The sequence below is a fragment of the Myxococcus vastator genome, from assembly GCF_010894475.1.
GTDB lineage: Bacteria > Myxococcota > Myxococcia > Myxococcales > Myxococcaceae > Myxococcus > Myxococcus vastator.
This window is the reverse complement of record NZ_JAAIYB010000931.1, coordinates 1-688: the sequence shown is the minus strand read 5'-3', so window position 1 is coordinate 688 and position 688 is coordinate 1. Positions and strand designations below refer to the sequence as shown.

Here is a 688-nt window from a genome sequence, read left to right as displayed (position 1 = left end):
AAGAGACGGAGGGAGACGAAGGCGACGAGGCGGACGTCGGAGGAGAGGGGAGAGGAGAGAGGAAGGACGGCGGCCTGACGGACGCCCGGGAGGAGGGAGAGTGCGGCCTCGACTTCCTCGGGCTCGACGCGGACGCCGCGCACCTTCACCTGGAAGTCAGTGCGTCCGAGGTAGGAGAGGGAGCCGTCGGGAGTCCAGCGGACGCGGTCGCCGGTGCGGTAGAGGCGAGCGCCGGGGGAGGAGGAGAAGGCGTCAGGGACGAAGCGCTCTGCGGTGAGGTGAGGAAGGGCGCGGTAGCCGCGCGCGAGGCCTTCGCCGCCGAGGAAGAGCTCGCCCGGGACGCCAATGGGGGTGGGGAGGCCGGCCGCGTCGAGGACGTAGGCGCGCACGCGAGGCAGTGGGCGTCCGAGGAGAGGAGGTGCGCCGGGGGAGAGGAGGTGGAGGGAGGAGAGGCAGGTGGCCTCGCAAGGGCCGTAGCCGTTGAGGAGGCGGACGGGGCCCTGGGAGAGGCGGAGGAGAAGAGAAGGAGGGGGAGGCTCGCCGCCGAGTTGGAGGAAGGAGAGGTTGAGGAAGGCGGCTTCAGCGCCGGCCTCTTCGAGTGCGGCGAGGAGGACGGAGGGTGTGGCGAGGGGGAGGGTTGCGCGGTAGCGGGAGGCGTGGCGCGAGAGGGATTCGGGGCCGGTGGGGC

The 688-nt window shown here is 72.2% G+C and carries 1 protein-coding gene; it reads right to left on the bottom strand.

Features of this window, described 5'->3' with window-relative positions; genetic code table 11:
* Positions 1-688 (bottom strand): AMP-binding protein (locus tag G4D87_RS38405; RefSeq protein WP_163787669.1); only part of this gene is annotated, 688 nt, incomplete at both ends.